Annotated in this window: 16 protein-coding genes; 9 read left to right on the top strand and 7 right to left on the bottom strand. The window is 67.3% G+C overall.

The genetic code is table 11. The annotated features are described in order from the left end of the window. Positions 1-92: 92 nt before the first annotated feature. On the bottom strand, positions 93-992 hold the full coding sequence (locus R6258_RS16325) for an NAD-dependent protein deacetylase (RefSeq protein WP_318452763.1): 900 nt from the start codon (positions 990-992) through the stop codon (positions 93-95). A gap of 94 nt (positions 993-1,086) precedes the next feature. Between R6258_RS16325 and R6258_RS16320 the strand changes: the two genes are divergently transcribed. Together R6258_RS16320 and R6258_RS16315 are read left to right on the top strand one after the other, a co-directional pair. Then, on the top strand, positions 1,087-2,151 hold the full coding sequence (locus R6258_RS16320; protein WP_318452762.1) for a diguanylate cyclase: 1,065 nt from the start codon (positions 1,087-1,089) through the stop codon (positions 2,149-2,151). Between the two features lie 95 nt (positions 2,152-2,246). Beyond that, positions 2,247-3,158, top strand: a complete 912-nt coding sequence (locus R6258_RS16315; RefSeq protein WP_318452761.1) for a nuclease-related domain-containing protein — start codon at positions 2,247-2,249, stop codon at positions 3,156-3,158. A gap of 13 nt (positions 3,159-3,171) precedes the next feature. On the opposite strand, the gene R6258_RS16310 is transcribed toward R6258_RS16315, so the two are convergent. Then, the gene (locus tag R6258_RS16310) at positions 3,172-4,020 is read right to left on the bottom strand and encodes a ribonuclease T2 family protein (protein WP_318452760.1); all 849 of its coding nucleotides are present in this window, start codon (positions 4,018-4,020) and stop codon (positions 3,172-3,174) included. A 247-nt stretch (positions 4,021-4,267) separates the two neighbouring features. On the opposite strand from R6258_RS16310, the gene R6258_RS16305 reads away from it, so the two are divergent. After that, positions 4,268-4,471, top strand: coding sequence for a cold-shock protein (locus tag R6258_RS16305; RefSeq protein ID WP_318452759.1), 204 nt, complete (start codon positions 4,268-4,270; stop codon positions 4,469-4,471). A 136-nt stretch (positions 4,472-4,607) separates the two neighbouring features. Here R6258_RS16305 and R6258_RS16300 read toward each other — a convergent pair whose 3' ends face one another. Next, positions 4,608-5,945 carry a deoxyguanosinetriphosphate triphosphohydrolase gene (locus R6258_RS16300; protein WP_318452758.1) on the bottom strand — a complete coding sequence of 446 codons (1,338 nt, stop codon included), beginning with the start codon at positions 5,943-5,945 and terminating at the stop codon, positions 4,608-4,610. Positions 5,946-6,177: 232 nt separating this feature from the next. On the opposite strand from R6258_RS16300, the gene R6258_RS16295 reads away from it, so the two are divergent. Beyond that, on the top strand, positions 6,178-7,011 hold the full coding sequence (locus tag R6258_RS16295) for an MBL fold metallo-hydrolase (protein ID WP_318452757.1): 834 nt from the start codon (positions 6,178-6,180) through the stop codon (positions 7,009-7,011). A gap of 25 nt (positions 7,012-7,036) precedes the next feature. On the opposite strand, the gene dacB is transcribed toward R6258_RS16295, so the two are convergent. The 3 genes from dacB to R6258_RS16280 all read right to left on the bottom strand — a co-directional run bounded on the left by dacB (position 7,037) and on the right by R6258_RS16280 (position 9,299). Continuing rightward, positions 7,037-8,479 (bottom strand): D-alanyl-D-alanine carboxypeptidase/D-alanyl-D-alanine-endopeptidase, encoded by a 1,443-nt coding sequence (dacB, locus tag R6258_RS16290; RefSeq protein WP_318452756.1) that lies wholly within the window; start codon positions 8,477-8,479, stop codon positions 7,037-7,039. 74 nt (positions 8,480-8,553) lie between these two features. Continuing rightward, entirely contained in the window at positions 8,554-8,886 is a 333-nt protein-coding gene (locus tag R6258_RS16285; protein ID WP_412176389.1) for a DMT family transporter, read from the bottom strand. Further along, positions 8,883-9,299 carry a PACE efflux transporter gene (locus tag R6258_RS16280; RefSeq protein ID WP_318452754.1) on the bottom strand — a complete coding sequence of 139 codons (417 nt, stop codon included), beginning with the start codon at positions 9,297-9,299 and terminating at the stop codon, positions 8,883-8,885. The genes R6258_RS16285 and R6258_RS16280 overlap by 4 nt, the downstream gene beginning before the upstream one ends. Before the next feature lie 94 nt (positions 9,300-9,393). On the opposite strand from R6258_RS16280, the gene R6258_RS16275 reads away from it, so the two are divergent. Further along, on the top strand, positions 9,394-10,302 hold the full coding sequence (locus tag R6258_RS16275; RefSeq protein ID WP_318452753.1) for a LysR family transcriptional regulator: 909 nt from the start codon (positions 9,394-9,396) through the stop codon (positions 10,300-10,302). Here the strand turns inward: R6258_RS16275 and trmB are convergent. Continuing rightward, on the bottom strand, positions 10,280-10,999 hold the full coding sequence (trmB, locus tag R6258_RS16270) for an SAM-dependent methyltransferase (RefSeq protein WP_318452752.1): 720 nt from the start codon (positions 10,997-10,999) through the stop codon (positions 10,280-10,282). The genes R6258_RS16275 and trmB overlap by 23 nt on opposite strands. A gap of 397 nt (positions 11,000-11,396) precedes the next feature. On the opposite strand from trmB, the gene R6258_RS16265 reads away from it, so the two are divergent. The 4 genes from R6258_RS16265 (at position 11,397) to R6258_RS16250 (ending at position 16,780) form a co-directional block, all read left to right on the top strand. Beyond that, positions 11,397-13,280, top strand: coding sequence for a beta-ketoacyl synthase (locus tag R6258_RS16265; RefSeq protein WP_318452817.1), 1,884 nt, complete (start codon positions 11,397-11,399; stop codon positions 13,278-13,280). Between the two features lie 125 nt (positions 13,281-13,405). Beyond that, positions 13,406-13,933, top strand: coding sequence for a pantetheine-phosphate adenylyltransferase (coaD, locus tag R6258_RS16260; RefSeq protein ID WP_318452751.1), 528 nt, complete (start codon positions 13,406-13,408; stop codon positions 13,931-13,933). Positions 13,934-13,965: 32 nt separating this feature from the next. Then, positions 13,966-14,214: a YfhL family 4Fe-4S dicluster ferredoxin gene (locus tag R6258_RS16255; RefSeq protein ID WP_031382295.1), complete on the top strand. Its 249-nt coding sequence runs from the start codon at positions 13,966-13,968 to the stop codon at positions 14,212-14,214. A gap of 160 nt (positions 14,215-14,374) precedes the next feature. After that, positions 14,375-16,780 carry a glucose/quinate/shikimate family membrane-bound PQQ-dependent dehydrogenase gene (locus R6258_RS16250; RefSeq protein WP_318452750.1) on the top strand — a complete coding sequence of 802 codons (2,406 nt, stop codon included), beginning with the start codon at positions 14,375-14,377 and terminating at the stop codon, positions 16,778-16,780. Positions 16,781-16,798 lie beyond the last annotated feature (18 nt).

Genomic DNA, 16,798 nt, shown 5'->3' with positions numbered 1-16,798 from the left:
CTGCCTTATCGGGTAATCAGCCGGCATCTGGGGCCGGTCGAATAGACGATAACGGCCGCCGAAGGGAAAACTTTATACACGCCGGTGCAGGCTCAGCTCAGCGCCTCGGCCAGTGCCGTCAGGGTCTCGCCCACCGGCGCGTCGAGCTTGAGGGCATAGAGCGGATCGCCGCGGGTATGGCCACGATTGACACAGACGATCGGTTTGCCGTCGCGGGCCGCCTGGCGGGCGAAACGAAATCCCGAATAGACCATCAGCGACGAACCGGCGACCAGCAACGCGTCGGCCTCGGCCAGCGCCGCGAAGGCGGCATCGACCCGCGTGCGCGGCACGTTGTCGCCGAAGAACACCACGTCGGGCTTCCAGATACCGTCGCCACAGCGCGTGCAGTCGAGCACTTGGAAACGCGAGAAGTCCAGGCCGTCGAGGTCGGCGTCGCCATCCGGGCCGACCGCCGCGTCCAGCGCCAGCCAGTCGGGGTTGCGGGCCGCCAGTTCCTGATGCAGCGCGTAGCGCATGCGGCTGGCGCCACAGCCCATGCAGCGCACGAGCTCGGCACGCCCGTGGAGGTCGATGACGCGCCGGGAGCCGGCGCGCTGGTGCAGCCCGTCGACGTTCTGGGTGACCAGCGCGGTGACGTGGCCGAGCGCCTCGAGCCGCGCCAGGGCGCGGTGCGCCGGCCCCGGGCGGGCGCCCTCGATGGCGCGAAAGCCGATCAGGCTACGCGCCCAGTAGCGCTGGCGGGTCGCCGCGCTGGCCATGAAGGCCTGATGCTGGACCGGCGGTGAACGCTTCCAGGCGCCCTTTGCATCCCGGTAATCGGGAATGCCGCATTCGGTGCTGACCCCGGCACCGGTCAGCACCATCAACCGCGGATAGCGTTCGACGAACGCCTGCAGTGCCTGGAGCGGGTCCTGCGGCGCGGCGCCGCCAGGCTCCCCCGGGGCGGGCCAGGAGCCCGGCGCCGGGCGCATATCGTTGATCGTCGTCATGCAACTTTCCACTAGCCGCCAGTCGGGTTTTGCGTCAAGGTAAAACGTCTCATACACCCGGCCCGGGTGGCCAGTATCAGGACCGTAACGCCGCATGTCTGACGACGCCGCCACACCCCGCCGCGACCCGCGCCTCGCTCTCTCCCGGCGCGCCTATCTGCCTCGCATCATCGGCCTGGGGCTGGGGTCGCTGTGCGTCGCCGCGACGCTCCATGAAACCGGCGCCGGCTGGCCACTGTGGTTGCTCCTGGCGCTCAATGGCCTGGCCTGGCCGCACATCGCCCGCTGGTGGACCGCGCGCAGCCGCGAACCGCACAGCCACGAGCGCCGCCTGCTACTGCTGGATACCCTGCTCGGGGGCGTCTGGGCCGCGGCGATGGGATTCAGCGTACTTCCGTGTGCGGTTTTCGCCACGCTGCTGTGCTTCAATAACATCGCCGTCGGCGGGCTGCGCATGCTCGCGCGCGGACTCATCGCGCTGTGCGCCGGCGCGGCCCTCGGCTGGCTGGTCCTCGACGTGCCGGCCTTCACGCTGGTGCCCGCACCATTGGTGTTGCTCGCCTGCCTGCCGCTGCTGATCGTCTACCCGCTGACGATCGGCCAGATCGTCTACCGCCAGGCCAAGACGCTGGTCGAGCAGAAACGCCTGCTGACCCGGCTCAGCCGTACCGACGGCCTCACCGGGCTGTACAACCGCCGCCACTGGGAAACGCTGGCCGAGCGTCACTTCGCCGAGGAATATCGCCCGACCACCCTGGCGCTCATCGATCTCGATCATTTCAAGCAGATCAACGACACCTTCGGCCATGCCATGGGTGACCAGACCCTGCGCCGCGCCTCGGCTTTCCTGCGCGAGGCCCTGGGCGATCAGGCCCTGGTCGGTCGTTACGGCGGCGAGGAGTTCGGCGTGATACTGCCCGGCACGCCCATCGACCAGGCGTTGCCATTGCTCGACACGCTGCGCGAGCGCTTTCCGCGCCCCGAGGTCCAGGGCGACGCCCTGCTGCCCTGCACGTTGAGCATCGGGCTGGCCGAATCGGCCGACGCCATGAACGACTATCACGACTGGCTGCGCCACGCCGACCAGGCGCTCTACAGCGCCAAGACCCAAGGGCGCAATCGGGTGGTCGCCTACACGCCGATCACCCGCTCGGCTTGAACCGCGCCCTTTGGCAACAATGCGGCTCGCGCGGAAACGCCAACAGATTCTAGAATGAGCGCTTCGTTCGCACCATCGCGGCAAGGATGAATGAGATGGCCTGGCTGGAATACCTGTTACCGCTGATCTTCCTGGCGCCGCTCGGCGCCACCGCCAGCATCGTGGTGGCGCTACGCAACCTGCACGACGCCCGTGTCCATTCGCCGTTCGACGCCCATCCCCTGCGCGAGCCCGGCCAGGCGCTGCGCGATCGCCTCGATCGCGCCTTCACCAGCCTGTTTTTGAACGGCGCGCTGGGACCGATCGTGATCCTAGCGCCGCTGACCTTCGGCATGGGCCGCATGCTCTTCGCCGACGAGCAAATCTGGTTCGAATGGGCGCTCTACGGGCTGCTCTGCTCGGCGCTGGTGCTGCTGTTCTGCTTCTTGCTGATGCGCGATTTCCAGCGCATTCGCCGGCTCAAGCTGGGGCTGGCCTGCGAACTGGCGGTGGGCCAGGAACTCGAGCGCCTGATCCGCCCCGAGGATCACCCGTTTTTCGTGTTTCACGACATTCCCAGCGACACCTTCACCATCGACCATGTGGCGCTGACGCCCTATGGCGTGTTCGTCGTGGAGACCCGCGCGCGGACGCATCCGCTGGACGCCGCCGGCCGGCCTCAGGACCAGGTGGCCGTGGAGGGCCAGCGCCTGCGCTTTCCCGGCTGGAGCGAGCGTGAACCGCTACGCAAGACCCGCCAGGCGGCGGGCTGGATGCGCCACTGGCTGGCGCGGGAGTGCGGAGTGGACGTACCGGTGCGCGGCGTGCTGGTTCTGCCCGGCTGGCGGATCGATAGCGGCGAGGCGCCGGACGACCTGCTGGTGGTCAGCGGCGAGGAGCTGGCCAAGCTGCTCGCCGAGGCGCGTCTCGGCGAGTTCAGTGATGCCGAGCACGACGACGTGGCCCGTGCACTGACCCGGCGCGCCGCGCTGCTCGACGATCGCCGCCGCGAACGCGCCTCGATCTAGCGCAAGCGAACGCTCACGTTCCCGGCCTTGTTTGCAGGCTACGCTCGTTTGCCGGCTGGGCGGCTGCGAGGCGGGCGATATGTATCCGCGAGGCGCAGCGCCCGCGCCGCAGCGGTACCAGGCTCGACGAAGCGGGAAACGAGGCCAACGCGTCGGCCGCGATGCCGATGCGCACCTCGCTCAACAGCCGGTTGCCGCGCCCGCTGCAGACCAGTTGCAGGGCGCGGCCGGTAGCCTCCCCGAAAGCCGCCTCGAAGGCCGCAATCAGCGCGTTGCGGGCCACGGAGCCACCCTGGTTGATCACCACGAAATCGCCGAAGGCGCTGGCGTTGATCGCCGCGACGAGATCCACGGCGGTGGCGAAATAGGCCTCGGCGGGCAGGTTCAGACAGGCGGCGTGCTTGGCGTATTGGTAGCGATCGAGACAGCTCGCGCGGCCGGGCATGGCCGCGTCGAGCGCACCGGCGAGCGCCTCGGGCAGCTTGAAGGGCCGGTGCGCGCGACAGAAGCTGCCCCGGGCACGCGGCTGCTCGAGAAAACAACCCTCGGCCCACCAGCGCCTGGGCGTTACCCCATCCTCGGCGAATCGCTCGGGTAACGACGGCCACAAGCCATGCAGCACGAAGCCATCGTCGGCCGACCCGCGCAGGCGCGGCTCGCGGCACTCGCGGGGCGGATCGCGGCGCGACTCGCAGAAGCCGGGGTGCCAGGTCAGCGCCAGCGTGTAATGATCGAAGCCCTCGCCATCGAGGGCCGGCTGCGCCCCGGCCGATGCCAAGATCGACAGGCCAAGCAACAATCCTAGCAACAGCGCGCCGATACGTCTCGCGCCCGTCGCTGGCCGACGGCCGGAGTGGCTCATGGTCGTCTCGCCGATGTGCATGCCAGTAGCCCTTTCAGGTGCGTCGCCAAGCCGCGTTCGGCGGTGCGCGGATTGACGCCGAGCCTCGAAGTGTGAGACATTGAGGTCAGTAGGTTAGCAAGTTGCATATAGTCAGTTGTAATCGAGTCCTTCGGTAGCCTGGTATATCTCCTTTGTTTTACCCACTGTAACTCGGGGTATCACCCGGCAAATCGCACAAGGCGCCTAGCGCGCAAGGATAGTTAACATGGCAACTGGCACAGTCAAGTGGTTCAACGACAGCAAAGGCTTCGGCTTCATCTCTCCCGCTGACGGCGGCGACGATCTGTTTGCCCACTTCTCGGAAATTCAGGCCGAAGGCTTCAAGTCTCTGCAGGACGGTCAAGAGGTTTCTTTTGACGTGACTCAGGGCAAGAAAGGCCTGCAAGCCGCGAACATCAAGCCCGTCTAACTTCGGATAATCTCCGGTTAGTCGAGCTCCGAACCGAAAGGTTCGAGCGACCAGGCCCGCCTAGGCGGGCCTGGTTTTTTTATGCCTGACGTTGCGACGGATATTTCGAGTTAAACGCCCTTTCGCGCTCGAGCCGTCAGTCGCCCTTTAGCCGCCCGCCCATCTCCTGGGCCAGGTCCACGGCGTAGTGATCGGTCATGCCGCCGATGAAGTCGAGCATCCGGCGATAGCTATCGTAGAGCGTCCAGGTGGGCTTCGGCGTGTTCTCGCCGATCAATGCCAGTACGCGCTGATGCTTGAAGGTCGAGCGGCCCTGATGATGGAGTTCGTGGGCGGCGCCGATGAACGCCTCGAGCAGGATGCCCAGCGTGGTATAGGCGCCGATCTCCAGCTTGGCCTTGCGCTCGTTCTGGAAGATCCGCTCGCGCGCCAGTTGCTTGGCCGACTTGACCCCCCATCCCAGATCCGGGTGACAGAGCTCGAGCAGATCGTCCTGCAGCGCACCGTTTAGCAATTCCTGCTCATGCTGGACGAATACCTCACCCACATCGTTGACCGCGCGCTCCATCGCCGCCCCGCGCAAGGCGGCGATGCAACGACGCTGCGAGGCCCCGGCAGCGCGCATCTGGGGATATTCGGCCGGCTCGCCACCGGCGATCTGGATCAGTACGCCGGCGACTTCGTCGAAGCGCAGGATGCCCATCTCCAGGCCGTCCTCGAGGTCGAGCAGCGCATAGCAGATATCGTCGGCGGCTTCGACCAGGTAGGCCAGCGGATGGCGACACCAGGCCCAGTCGTCGCGCTGCTTGAGGCCCAGGCGCTCGGCGACCTCGGCGAGCTGCGCCCTTTCCGACTGGTAGGCGCCGAACTTGCCGGCGCGGCCGCCATGCTCGACCGTCCAGGGATACTTGAGCAGCGTGCCCAGCGTCGCCGCGGTCAGACGCATGCCGCCCCGGAACTGGTTGTACTCGATCTGGGTGACGATGCGAAAACCCTGGGCGTTGCCTTCGTAGGTCAGAAGGTCTTCGCGTTCGGTCTCCGAGAGCCCCTCTAGCAGGCCGCTGCCGTCGCTCTCGGCGCGCTTGAACCAGTCGCGGATGGCGTATTCCCCGGCATGGCCGAACGGCGGGTTGCCGATGTCGTGGCCCAGGCAGGCGGCCTGAATGATCACCCCCAGGTCGGCCGGGGTGATCCAGTCCGGCAGACGGTGAGCCAGCTTCTCGCCGACGATCATGCCCAGCGAACGACCCACGCAGCCGACCTCCAGCGAATGGGTCAGGCGGGTGTGGATATGATCGTTGTCGGTCAACGGATGCACCTGGGTCTTGCGTCCGAGGCGCCGGAACGAGCCGGCGAAGACGATGCGATCGTGATCCTTGTGGAACGGGCTGCGGCCGATCTCGCCGCGTGCGGCACGCGGCTTGTCGTTGAGGCGCTGCGGGTCGAGCAGTCGCTCCCAGTGCATCTGCGTCATGGTGCTTCCTTGGTCGTGGCGACGGCGCGGTAGTACGGCATGTCCTCATTCTACGTCACTCGCCGGGCCGCGTGGCCAACCCCGCTCCGCTTGGGCACGACCGAGCCAGCGTCTAAGCTGCAGGACAAGGACTCTGCCACGGAGCACATGGAGCGCTCCGCCTCATTCGGACGACGTGTCCGCCGCCCACGGTGGTTCGGTGGATACAGGGCAAACAGCCAGGGAGATCGTCATGCCACACAATCCATTGCACAACCAGCACATGCCGCTGACATCGCTGAAAAGCGGGACCTGCTTCGAACCCGTCGCGGATGTCGAAGGGCTCATCGTACAGATCGTCAACGTGTACTTCGTCGGCAGGGCCGACAATCCCCACGATTGGGTGCTGATCGACGCCGGCATGCCCGATTCGCAAAAGCAGATCGTCCGGGCCGCCGAGACGCGCTACGGCAAGCAGGCCCGGCCGCGGGCGATCATCCTGACCCACGGTCACTTCGATCACGTCGGCTCCGCCGTGGAACTGGCCGAGCACTGGGACGTGCCGGTCTACGCGCATCGCGAGGAGATGCCGTTCCTCACCGGCGAGCGACACTATCCCTATCCCGAGCCCCAGGTGGAAGGCGGCCTGGTCGCGCGGCTGTCGCGGTTCTTTCCCAGCCAGCCCATCGAGCTGCGGCCACGCATCGAGACGCTACCCGAGGATGGCAGCGTCCCCGCCATGCCCGGCTGGCGCTGGATCCACACGCCCGGGCATACCCCGGGGCATGTGTCGTTCTTTCGCGAGGCGGATCGCGCGATGATCGTCGGCGATGCCTTCGTCACCGTGCGCCAGGACGAGCTCTACGAGGTGCTGACCCAGCATCAGGAACTCAACGGCCCGCCGCGCTACTTCACCGCCGACTGGGATGCCGCGCGCGACTCGGTCAGACGCCTGGCGGCACTTGATCCCAGCGTGGCGATGACCGGCCACGGCCTGCCGATGGACGGCGAGGCGCTTGGTACCGGACTCAAGACGCTGGCCGACGATTTCGACCTGCTGGCGCGGCCCCGGGGCACCCGACATTGAGCGGTCGTGGCTCGCGGGCCGCCCCTCAGTAGGCGCGGATCATCGCCGCCAGGTCCTTGGAGAGCGGATCGAGGACCTGCGACCAAGACAGGTACGGCGTCTGCGAGGTGCCGTTGACCAGCACGCTGAACGACCCCCAGCGCCCCTCCAGGGTGCGGAAGTAACCACCGATCGAGCGTACCGAATAGGGCTGGTTGAGTGTCCCGGTCTTGAGCATGACGTGGCTTTGGAACAGCGGGTCGCCGCGACGAATGAAGCGCATCGGACCGTTTACCGGCAACTGGAGCCCGGCGACGAAGGTCGGAAACAGCGCCGGGCGCTGGTACATCGCCTCGAGCAAGGCATTGACGCCCTGGGCCGAGGTGCGGTTCTCGGTGGTCAGGCCGCTGCCGCTGAGCAGGGTTACCGGTCCATGGCCGGGCACGCCCGCGACGAACGACTCGATGGCCGCGCCGCCCTCGGCCAGGGTCGCCCGCGGGGTGTCGGCCAGGTTCAGGCTGAGGGTGTCGGCCATGAAATTGTTGGAATAGTTGAGCGTGCGCAGCAGCAGCTCCTGCAGCGGCTTGCCATCCACCGCGGCGAGCTGCCGGGCGCTGTCGGGCGGTTGGGTGTGGCTGGTCGCACGGCCGCCGCTGACCGCTATGCCGGTCCGCTCGAGCATCGCCATCAGCGTCTGGGCGGTCTGGCTGGCGGGGTCGGAACTGGCGCGATAAATCGCCCGTGGGTAGCTTTGCATGGCGATCTGGCCATGGATCGCCAGCACGTCGCCCTGAGCGTCGGTAATGCGCTCGGCGGCCAGCCGGGTGTCGCCGCCGCGGGCCACGGTGGTCACGTTATTGTCGATGCGGGTGGTGGGCTCGACGGTATCGCAGCTCAGGATACGTGCCGATTCGCCCTGACGGCTGCCGGGCAGCACGTTGAGACACCAGCTGCCGTAATTCACCGCCGCCGAGGAGAGCAGCGCGCTGTAGGCGTTATCGGTCCGCGTCTGGGTTTGACAGCGGTCGGTGGTCAGGCACTCGACCGGGCCGAAGCGCCACTGGCTGATCACCAGTTGTCCATCGACCGCGCTCACACCCTGCAGGCGCAGGCGCTGGATCAGCCGCCACAGATCCTCGGAGGTGAGCGCCGGGTCGCCGCCGCCCTCGAAGACCAGATCGCCATGCAGGACACCTTGCGCATCGATCGCGCCGGTCGAGACCAGACGCGTGGTGAAGCGGTGCTGCGGTCCCCAGCGATCCAGCGCGGCAGCGGCGATATACAGCTTGGAGACCGAGGCCGGCGAGAGCTGACGTTGTGGAGCGATCTCGCCGAGCACCGCGCCGCTGTCGAGCAGCTGCGCCTTGGCGCTGATGCGAAAGCCGCTATCGGCGAGTCTGGAGACATAATCGAAACCGGCGGCCAGGCCGGGCGTGGCGGCGCCCAGCAAGATCAGCGACAGCAGCACGGCGGCGAGCGGGCGAAGCATGGGAGACCCTCGGTTGGCGAAAGCTCCCTAGCCTAGCAGGCCACCGAGGCTAGCCGAAGACCGTCGCGCCATGTTCAGTGCGTCGAGACGCTCGAGAACAGTTGGATCACCGTCACGCCGCCGATGATCATCGCCAGGCCCGCGACCGCCGGCCAGTCGAGCCGCTCGCCGAACCACAGCACCCCGATCAGCGTCACCAGCACGATGCCCAGCCCCGCCCACACGGCGTAGGCGATGCCCACCGGCAAGGTGCGCAGCACCAGCGTCAGCCAGTAGAATGCCAGGCCGTAGCCGATCACCACCCCCACGCTCGGCCACAGCCGGCTGAATTCCTGCGAAGCCTTGAGCGCGCTGGTGCCCAACACTTCGGCGACGATCGCCAGACACAAGTAGACGTAGGCCATCAGACACTCCTCCTTGCCAAGCGGCGCTGCATGATGCCATCGAAGACGCTGTTGAAGACCAGCGCGTAGACTAGGAAGAACAGCATGAATCCCAGGTCGAGCCAGAAGGCCTCGACCACGCCGATTCCCAGCCACCAGGCGACGCCCGGCAGGGTCATGACCAGCAGGCCGAGTTCGAAGCCCAGCGCCTGGGCGACGCGTTGCGCCAGGCTGCGCCGGCGCGTCGGCACCCAATGATCGAACAGCCGGTTCCAGACCAGATTCCAGAGCATGGCGAAGGTCGCCAGGGACACGGTCAGCAGCCCCAACCGGCCGATGTCGTGACCGGTCAGCCAACTTGCCACCGGCGTCACCAGCACCAGCCCGCCGGCCTCGAACAGCGTGGTATGCGCCAAGCGCTCTCTCCAGCTACGCATCGCCGCCTCCCTCGCATGATGTCATGGTCGTCAGGCATTCTAGGCAGTATCTTGATGGATACGAGTTAACAACTATCAGAAAAGCAGATAGATCATGCAATGGAATCTCGACCAGCTCGGCTGCCTGTTGGCGGCGGCCGACAGCGGCTCGTTCTCGGCCGCCGCGCGCCGCCTGGGCAAGGCGCAGTCGGCCGTCAGCACGGCGATCGCCCATCTCGAGCTCGATCTCGGCCTGACGCTGTTCGACCGCCGACGACGCACGCCGGTGCTCACCGCCGAGGGCGAGGCGGTGGTGCTCGAGGCGCGCGAGATTCTGCGCCAGTGCGATCAGCTCGCCGCCCGCGCCAGCGCCCTGGCGAGCGGCGAGGAATCGCGGCTGACCCTGGCCGTCGACGAAGCGCTGCCCTATCCGCCGCTGATGGAGGCGCTGACGGTGCTCGCCGAGCGTTGGCCGGCGCTGGAGCTGTCGCTGCTCAATGGCGCGCAGGACGACATTCCCAGTTGGGTCGCCGACGGCACCGCCGACCTGGGCGTGCTGTTCAGCCAGCCGACGCTGCCCGAGACGCTCAGCGTGCGTCAGATCGCGCGTCTGTCGCAGACCGCCATCGTCGCCGCCGCTCATCCGCTGGCCGGGGAGCGCGAGGTGCGCCTGTCGACGCTCAGCCGCCATCGCCAGCTGGTGGTCGCCTCGGCGCTGGGCGGCAATCCGCTGGGCGGCGCTCCGCTCGGGGGCCACCGCCTGGCGCGGCTGTCGCCACGAGTCTGGCAACTCAACAGCTACTACGCGATCGCCGAGCTGGTCAGCCAGGGCATCGGCTGGGCGCTGGTGCCCGAACACATCGCCGCCTACCCGATGTATCGCTCGCTGGTCAGCCGGCTAGCGATCAGCGAGTTGCCCGAGCCGGCCAGCGTCGGCGTGGAACTGGTGCGCCGCCGCGCCGCCGGGCAGGGGCCGATCGCCCGCTGGCTGGAAAACGAACTCAGCGCGCGGCTGTCTCGCTAGGAGTCATGGGCAGCGGCTGGGGAACCAAGCCGGGTGCATAGGGCAGCGTTACGTCGAGCCGCCATATCGCCTGGCCGCTGGCGACGTACTTGCGCTCGAAGTGAGTCAGAAAGGCTCCCTGCGGGGCGTGCTCGACGACCGTGGGCCGCTGGCCGCTGACCTGATGCGTGGCTAGTGCGAACTCGTCGAGATACAGCCGCCAGTTGGAACGCACCTCGAGCCGCCCGCCCAGCGCCAGCAACGCCGGAAACACCGGATGGCCGTGCCAGCGCAGCTTGAGATGCGCCGCCTTGGGATAGGGGTTGGGATACAGCAGGTAGTGATGCGCCGGCTGCCAGCCGGCGGCCAGCGCCAGACGCCAGAAATCGACCAGATCGGCGCGTACCAGCAGCGCGTTGTCGGGCAGCGGGCCGTGATCGCGCCCCAGGCGGTCGGCGCTGCGGTCGATGCCGATCACCGCATGCTCGGCGTGGATGCCGGCCAACTGGCGGGTCGACAGCCCCACCCCGCAACCGGCATCGAGCACCAGCGGGCGCGACTGACTTGCCAGCCAGCGCTCGGCCTCGGCGAAGGCCCGGCGGGTGTGCTCGGCGATCGGTTTGCGCAGCGGATGATTCAGCGCGCGCGCGACGCGACGCGCCAGGTCATCGTGGGGAGCGGATTGATTGCTGGTAACGGATCGGGAAGAAGCATGCATGGCAGACTGGCGCGCTCGGCGGAACGAATCGAAGATCGGCTAGTCTAGCAAAAAAACGGCGCACCCTCGGGCGCGCCAATACCAACTTAAACTCGTATGACTCAAACAGCCGTTTCAGAATAAGCCGGAGCACGGCTTTTTTCAAACATGCGTTTAATCGTCGATCGCGGCGCTTGCCCCCGAAGTGGTTAATCACTTGGCCCGGGCAGCATGACGGGGCTGCGAGGCAGGTGCTATCATCGCGCCCCAGACTCGATCATCAGGGCACCCAGATGCCCCGCCGTTCTGCCGGCCCGCCACCGCCCTTAGCGGTGCGCGAGGCCAGACAGCAACAGGACTCGTAGACTCACAGCACAACGAGGGACGCGGCTTGTCACAGTTACCGGTGATTGTCGGCATGGGCGGTGTCAATGCCGCCGGCAGGACCTCCGGACACCAGGCGTTTCGGCGCACGGTGCTCGATGCCCTGCCCGTCGAGGAGCAGGAACGTACCCTGATCGGCCTGGCCGCCATGATGCAGCTGATCAGCCGTCAGCAGGATGGCAGCTGGCAGAACATGCACGGCGAGCCGATCGCCGCTGGCGAGCTGGCCAGCCATGTACGCCAGCAGGTGCTCGATCACACCCTTATCCGTCGCAACGAGGATCCCGCCTTCAACGCCGACGGCATCCCCGCCAACCGCCCGACGCAGATGCATCTCGAGCGACCGCTGACCTTTCAGGTGCGGCGTCGCCAGTTGCCCGATCCGCTGCCCGAGACCTGGCAGGTCCGCGACGTCGACGGCCGGCAGGTCGAGGTCAGCGTCCCGGCCGGGGTGCTCGACGTATTGCTGCCGGAGCGCCGCCAGGCACAAGTGCGCGCCGCCGGTCGGCTGCCTCAAGGCTTCGAGCCCGGCCGGCTGTATCGCAGCGTGCACCATCCGCGCGGGCTGTCGATGGCGGTGTTCGGCGCCAGCGATTGCCTGGGCCAGAGTGGGCTGGACTGGCAGGCGCTGCACGATCGCCTCGACCCCGACCAGGTCGCCGTCTATGCCGGCAACTCCATCGGTCAGCTCGACGAGCCCGGCTGGGGCGGGCTGCTCAAGAGTTTCGTCTCCGGCAATCGCGCCACCTCCAAGCAGATGCCGCTGGGCTACGGTCAGATGCCGGCGGACTTTCTCAACGCCTACGTGCTGGGCAGCGTCGGCGCCACCGGGGCGATTCAGGGTGCCTGCGCGAGCTTTCTGTACAACCTGCGACTGGGTATCGAGGACATCCGTAGCGGTGCGCGCCGGGTGGTAATGGTCGGCACCAGCGACGCGCCGGTCACCCCCGAGATCATCGAGGGCTTTCGCAGCATGGGCGCGCTGGCCGACGACGACAGCCTCAAGGCGCTCGATGCGCTGAGCCTGCTCACCGACAGCGACTATCAGCGCGCCTGCCGGCCGTTCGCCCGCAACTGCGGCTTCACCATCGCCGAGGCCAGCCAGTTCGTGCTGCTGATGGACGACAGCCTGGCGCTCGAGACCGGCGCCCAGATCCTCGGCGCGGCCCCCGGCGTGTTCGTCAACGCCGACGGCTGGAAGCGCTCGATCTCGGCGCCGGGCATCGGCAACTACGTCACCCTGGGCAAGGCGGTGAGCCTGGCCCGCGAGATTCTCGGCGAGCGTGCGGTGCGCGAAAGGAGCTTCATCCATGCCCACGCCACCAGCACGCCCAAGAATCGCACCACCGAATCGCATGTTCTCGATGCCGTGGCCCGCGCCAACGGCATCGAGGACTGGCCGGTGGCCGGGCTCAAGGCGTTCGTCGGCCACTCCCAGGGCAGCGCCGCGGGCGACCAGCTGACCAGTGCGCTGGGCAGCTTCGCCTATGGCATGATCCCCGGGATCCCCACCCTCGATGCCATCGCCGACGACGTGCATGCCGAGCGGTTGCGGCTTTTCCGCGAGCCGCTGGCCTTTCAGGCCGACGCCGCCTTCATCAACGCCAAGGGCTTCGGCGGCAACAACGCCACCGGCCTGGTGCTGTCGCCGGCGGTCACCGAGCGCCTGCTGGCCCAGCGCCACGGCCAGGCTGCGATCGACGCCTGGAAGCAGCGCCGCGAGGCGACGCTGGCCGCCAGCGCCGACTACGTCCAGCGTGCCGATGCCGGCGAGTTCTCGGTCATCTACCGCTTCGGCGAAGGCGTACTGGAAGGCCCCGAACTCACCATCGAGGCCGACGGCATCCATATTCCAGGCTATGCCCGGCCGGTCTCGCTGGCCGTGGACAATCCCTACGGACGTCTCGACGACGAGTGACTGCGCGGCCTCGCCGCGAGCACTCATGGGGCCCGGCGGCGTTTGTCGCGCCACCGGGCATCGACTACGCTAAGCGCCCGGGCTTTTCGCAGTCCGCGACCGCTCCCGTTTCGACAGGATCGCCCATGAACATCGCTGTCTACCCCGGCACGTTCGACCCCATCACCAACGGTCATTTCGATCTGATCGAGCGCGCCGCGCGGATCTTCGACAAGGTGGTGGTCGCCGTCGCGGCGAGCCCCGGCAAGCGCCCGACGCTGGATCTCGATACCCGCGTGGCGCTGGCCCGCGACGTGGTCGACGAACTCGACAATGTCGAGGTCACCGGCTTCAGTTGCCTGCTCACCGAGCTGCTCGACCAGCAGGGCGCGCGCATCATACTGCGTGGGCTGCGCGCCGTGTCCGACTTCGAGTACGAGTTGCAACTGGCCAACATGAACCGCGCCCAGGCTCCGCATATCGAAAGCCTGTTTCTGACCCCCGCGGTCGAAAATTCCTATATTTCTGCCACCATTGTGCGAGAGATCGCGCGCCTGGGAGGCGATATCAGCGGACTCGTGCACCCACGCGTCGCCGATGCGCTGCGCGAACACTTCCATTGTGACCAGGGCCCCGCCGGACGGAGCTCAACCGAGCGGAATCCAGGCCAGTGATAATCCCTCTTTACGCAGCGAGGATATGAACCATGGCGCTGATGATCACCGACGAATGCATCAACTGCGACGTCTGCGAACCCGAGTGCCCCAACGACGCCATCTCGGCCGGCGAAGAGATCTATGTCATCGATCCCAACCTGTGCACCGAGTGTGTCGGTCATTTCGACGAGCCCCAGTGCCAGCAGGTATGCCCGGTTGACTGCATCCCGCTCGACCCGACGCGCAGCGAGACCCGCGATCAACTGCTGAAGAAGTACGAACTGATCAGCGCCGCCTGACCCTCGCCCGTCGATGGCCCCGCGCCGTCGTGCCCCCGTTTTAAGCCCTCTTCGAGCTGTGCGCGCCGCGTCACGGCTCGTTTGTCGCGGCGCGCAAACCGACTAGGCTTGGACTAAGCAAGGATTCGCGTCCCGAAAGCCCGGCGCACAGGGAGAGACCATGGCGGCAATCGTTTCGGGGTGGGCGTTACTGCTGATCGGACTCGCCCTGAGCATGGGCGGCGTATGGCTTATCGCCGTGGGCGGCAGCTGGTATTTCCTGCTGGCCGGGGCGGGTTTTCTGATCAGCGGCTGGCAGCTCGTCAATCGCCGTCGCCAGGGATTGTGGACGTACGCCGCACTGGTCATCGTCACCCTGCTCTGGGCGCTGTGGGAAGCCGGCCTCGACTGGTGGGCGCTGGTACCGCGCTGTAGCCTGATCGTAGCAATCGGCCTATGGCTGGCGACGCCCTGGGTCGCCCGCTCATTGACGGCCCCGCCGCAGGACGACGCTCAGCTACCCGCTGCAGGCCAGGACTGGCGACGCTCTAGCATGCCGCTGACGATGACCCTGGCGCTCGCGCTGCTGGTCGCGCTGATCTCGCTGTTCACCGCGCCGCACGCGATCGAGGGCGAGTTGCCACCCGGCGTGGCAGCCGCGACCCCCAACGACAGTGGCACCCTGCCGCCCGGCGAGTGGCATGCCTATGGGCGTACCGGCCTGGGCCAGCGCTATTCGCCGCTCGACGAGATCACCCCGGACAACGTCGCCCGCCTGGAGGAGGTCTGGCACTATCACACCGGCGACGTGCGCGGCCCCAGCGATCCCGGCGAGACTACCTACGAGGTCACGCCGCTCAAGGTCGGCGACACGCTCTACCTGTGCACACCGCACAATATCGTCATTGCGCTGAATGCCGATACCGGCGAGCAGCGCTGGCGCTTCGACGCCAACTCGGCGCTCAATCTAAACCGCCAGCACCAGACCTGCCGAGGCGTTTCCTATTACGCGCCGAGCGCCCCGCCGGCGGACGCCGCGAGTCCGGCGGACACCGGTGCCTCCGCGGCGAATGGGTCATGCGAGCACCGCCTGTTCGTGCCCACCGCCGATGCCCAGCTGTTGGCACTCGACGCCGACAGCGGCCAGTTGTGTCCCGGCTTCGGCGAGCATGGCCGCATCGACCTCACCGCCAACATGCCGAACATCAAATCGGGATTCTACTATTCCACCTCGGCACCGGCGGTCAGCCAACGCGAGGGACTGGTGATCGTCGGCGGGGCGATCAATGACAACGTCTCGGTAAACAGCACATCGGGGGTAGTCCGCGCCTATGACGCCGTCAGCGGCGAACTGGTGTGGAACTGGGACCCGGGCGATCCCAAGGCGACCGAGCCGATCGCCGCGGACGCCGCCTACACCGCCAACACGCCCAATATGTGGTCGACCGCCAGCCTCGATGAAGCGCTCGGCATGCTCTACCTGCCGATGGGTAACGAGTCACCGGATCAGTGGGGCGCCAACCGCCCTTCCACCACCGAGCGTTTCTCGTCGTCGATCGTCGCGCTCGACCTGGCCAGCGGCAAGCTCCAATGGGTATTCCAGACCGTGCATCACGACCTGTGGGACTATGACGTTCCCGCCCAGCCCAGCCTGGTCGACCTGGATGTCGGCGGCCGCCGCGTGCCGGCGCTGGTCGCGCCGACCAAGCAGGGCGAGCTGTACGTGCTCGATCGCGAAACCGGCGAGCCGGTGCTGCCGGTCGAAGCGCGTCAGGTGCCTCAGAACAGCCGGCTGCCCGACGTCGCCTCACCGACCCAGCCGGTTTCCAAGCTGTCGTTCGACCCTCCCGCATTGAGCGGCAAAGCGATGTGGGGCGCCACGCTGTTCGATCAGTTGGCCTGTCGCATCATGTTCCACGGCCTCAACTATCAGGGTCGCTATACGCCGCCCTCCACCCGCGGCACGCTGGTCTATCCCGGCAACTTCGGGGTCTTCAACTGGGGCGGCATCGCCGTCGATCCCGAGCGCCAGGTGGCCTTCACCACGCCGTCGTACCTGGCCTTCGTCTCGACACTCGTCCCTCGCGAGGACGCCACCTCGCTGGAAGTCTCCGACGGCTCGCCCGGCCCCGGGCTCAACGAGAACTTCGGCGCACCGTTTGCGGTCTCGCTCGAGCCTTTCCTGTCGCCCCTCGGCCTGCCCTGCCAGCAACCGCCGTGGGGCTACGTCGCCGGCGCCGACCTGAAAAGCGGCGAGATCGTCTGGAAGCATCGCAACGGCACCGTGCGCGACCTGGCCCCCCTGCCGCTGCCGTTCAAGATGGGCGTGCCCGACCTCGGCGGCCCGGTGATGACCGCCGGCGGCGTGGCCTTCATCAGCGGCACGCTGGACTACTACGTGCGCGGCTACGACGTGACCAGCGGCGAGGAGCTGTGGAAGGCGCGCCTGCCTGCCGGCGGCCAGGCCACGCCGATGACCTACAGCGACTCCCGCGGCAAGCAGACGCTGCTGGTCGTCGCCGGTGGCCACGGCTCGCTGGGCACCCGGACCGGCGACTCGATCATCGCCTACCAGCTACCCGACTGACCGGGCTGTCCTTCAGAA

This window comes from Halomonas sp. HP20-15 (assembly GCF_033446685.1).
Classification (GTDB): Bacteria; Pseudomonadota; Gammaproteobacteria; order Pseudomonadales; family Halomonadaceae; genus Modicisalibacter.
The sequence above is the reverse complement of the archived record's forward strand: the minus strand, read 5'-3'. Positions and strand labels throughout refer to the sequence as shown.

Excerpts from the sequence above, each read along its gene's own strand:
- R6258_RS16315 (WP_318452761.1), top strand. The coding sequence starts at position 2,247 with ATGGCCTGGCTGGAATACCTGTTACCGCTGATCTTCCTGGCGCCGCTC.
- R6258_RS16305 (WP_318452759.1), top strand. The coding sequence starts at position 4,268 with ATGGCAACTGGCACAGTCAAGTGGTTCAACGACAGCAAAGGCTTCGGC.
- dacB (WP_318452756.1), bottom strand. The coding sequence starts at position 8,479 with ATGCTTCGCCCGCTCGCCGCCGTGCTGCTGTCGCTGATCTTGCTGGGC.
- R6258_RS16250 (WP_318452750.1), top strand. The coding sequence starts at position 14,375 with ATGGCGGCAATCGTTTCGGGGTGGGCGTTACTGCTGATCGGACTCGCC.
- R6258_RS16265 (WP_318452817.1), top strand. The coding sequence starts at position 11,397 with ATGGGCGGTGTCAATGCCGCCGGCAGGACCTCCGGACACCAGGCGTTT.
- R6258_RS16325 (WP_318452763.1), bottom strand. The coding sequence starts at position 992 with ATGACGACGATCAACGATATGCGCCCGGCGCCGGGCTCCTGGCCCGCC.
- R6258_RS16320 (WP_318452762.1), top strand. The coding sequence starts at position 1,087 with ATGTCTGACGACGCCGCCACACCCCGCCGCGACCCGCGCCTCGCTCTC.
- R6258_RS16280 (WP_318452754.1), bottom strand. The coding sequence starts at position 9,299 with ATGCGTAGCTGGAGAGAGCGCTTGGCGCATACCACGCTGTTCGAGGCC.
- coaD (WP_318452751.1), top strand. The coding sequence starts at position 13,406 with ATGAACATCGCTGTCTACCCCGGCACGTTCGACCCCATCACCAACGGT.
- R6258_RS16310 (WP_318452760.1), bottom strand. The coding sequence starts at position 4,020 with ATGAGCCACTCCGGCCGTCGGCCAGCGACGGGCGCGAGACGTATCGGC.
- R6258_RS16255 (WP_031382295.1), top strand. The coding sequence starts at position 13,966 with ATGGCGCTGATGATCACCGACGAATGCATCAACTGCGACGTCTGCGAA.
- R6258_RS16295 (WP_318452757.1), top strand. The coding sequence starts at position 6,178 with ATGCCACACAATCCATTGCACAACCAGCACATGCCGCTGACATCGCTG.
- R6258_RS16275 (WP_318452753.1), top strand. The coding sequence starts at position 9,394 with ATGCAATGGAATCTCGACCAGCTCGGCTGCCTGTTGGCGGCGGCCGAC.
- trmB (WP_318452752.1), bottom strand. The coding sequence starts at position 10,999 with ATGCATGCTTCTTCCCGATCCGTTACCAGCAATCAATCCGCTCCCCAC.
- R6258_RS16300 (WP_318452758.1), bottom strand. The coding sequence starts at position 5,945 with ATGACGCAGATGCACTGGGAGCGACTGCTCGACCCGCAGCGCCTCAAC.